This window comes from Gammaproteobacteria bacterium, assembly GCA_019911805.1.
In the GTDB taxonomy this organism is placed as follows: domain Bacteria; phylum Pseudomonadota; class Gammaproteobacteria; order Thiohalobacterales; family Thiohalobacteraceae; genus JAHJQQ01.
In genome coordinates, this window is sequence record JAIOJV010000067.1 from 1 (window position 1) to 1,392 (window position 1,392).

Below are 1,392 nucleotides of genomic sequence, written 5' to 3' on the forward strand. Positions count from 1 at the left end.
CCGTGACCCGGATCATCCGCATCGCCGTGAATAACCTCGCCGGGGTGCCGTCGGTCGTCTACGGCGTGTTCGGTCTGGGTTTCTTCGTCTATTTCCTGGGCAGCAACATAGACCGCGTGTTTTTTGCGCAGGCGCTGCCCGCACCGACGTTCGGCACGCCGGGCCTGCTGTGGTGGTCGCTGACGCTGGCCATGCTCCCTGTCCCGGTGGTCATCGTCGCCACCGAGGAGGGGCTGTCGCGGGTACCGCGCTCCATCCGCGAAGGCAGTCTCGCGCTCGGCGCGACCAAGGCCGAGACCCTGTGGCGCACGGTGCTGCCGATGGCGACGCCGGCCATGATGACCGGCCTCATCCTGGCGATTGCGCGTGCCGCCGGCGAGGTCGCACCGCTGATGCTGGTCGGTGTGGTCAAACTGGCGCCGACCCTGCCCCTGGACGGCAACTTTCCCTACCTGCACCTGGAGCGCAAGTTCATGCATCTGGGCTTTCACATCTACGATGTCGGCTTCCAGAGCCCCAACGTCGAGGCGGCACGGCCGCTGGTGTATGCCACTGCGCTGTTGCTGGTGCTGGTCATCATGGTGCTGAACATCGCCGCCATCACCCTTCGCAACCGCCTGCGCGAGAAGTACCGTGCGCTGGATCAATGACGACGCCGGCCCGCAGCCGGACGCGAGAGACGCGACCATGAGCGATCGAACCATGTCTGCCCATGCCATCGGCATGGAAGCCCTCGGACAGGCCGGCGTGGACCGGCACATCGAGGAGGAGGACATCTGTATCCAGGTCGAGAACCTGGATCTGTACTATGGCACCAAGCAGGCGCTCAAGGGCATCGGCATGAGCGTGCCGCGCAAGCGGGTCACCGCCTTCATCGGGCCCAGCGGCTGCGGCAAGTCGACCCTGCTGCGCTGCTTCAACCGCATGAACGACCTGGTCGACGGCGTGCGCATCGGGGGCCGGATACTGCTCGACGGCCAGGACATCTACGCCAAGTCGGTGAACGTCGCCGACCTGCGCCGCCGCGTCGGCATGGTATTCCAGAAGCCCAACCCATTTCCCAAGAGCATCTACGAGAACGTCGCCTACGGTCTGCGCCTGCAGGGTGTGCGCAGCCGCCGGGTGCTCGACGAGGTGGTGGAGAACGCGCTGCGCGGGGCGGCCCTGTGGGACGAGGTCAAGGACCGCCTGCACGACAATGCCCTCGGCCTGTCCGGTGGCCAGCAGCAGCGCCTGGTGATCGCGCGCGCCATCGCCATCGAACCCGAGGTGCTGCTGCTGGACGAGCCGGCCTCGGCGCTGGATCCGATCTCGACGCTCAAGATCGAGGAGCTGATCTACGAGCTGAAGTCGCACTACACCATCGTAATCGTGACCCACAACATGCAGCAG

The 1,392-nt window shown here is 65.9% G+C and carries 2 protein-coding genes; both read left to right on the forward strand.

Going from position 1 to position 1,392, the window contains the following annotated elements:
* The coding region (locus tag K8I04_07415) for an ABC transporter permease subunit (GenBank protein ID MBZ0071540.1) at nucleotides 1–650 on the forward strand (650 nt) is incomplete at its 5' end.
* A gap of 37 nt (nucleotides 651–687) precedes the next feature.
* Nucleotides 688–1,392, forward strand: a 705-nt coding sequence (pstB, locus tag K8I04_07420) for a phosphate ABC transporter ATP-binding protein PstB (GenBank protein ID MBZ0071541.1), incomplete at its 3' end; no start/stop codon positions are given.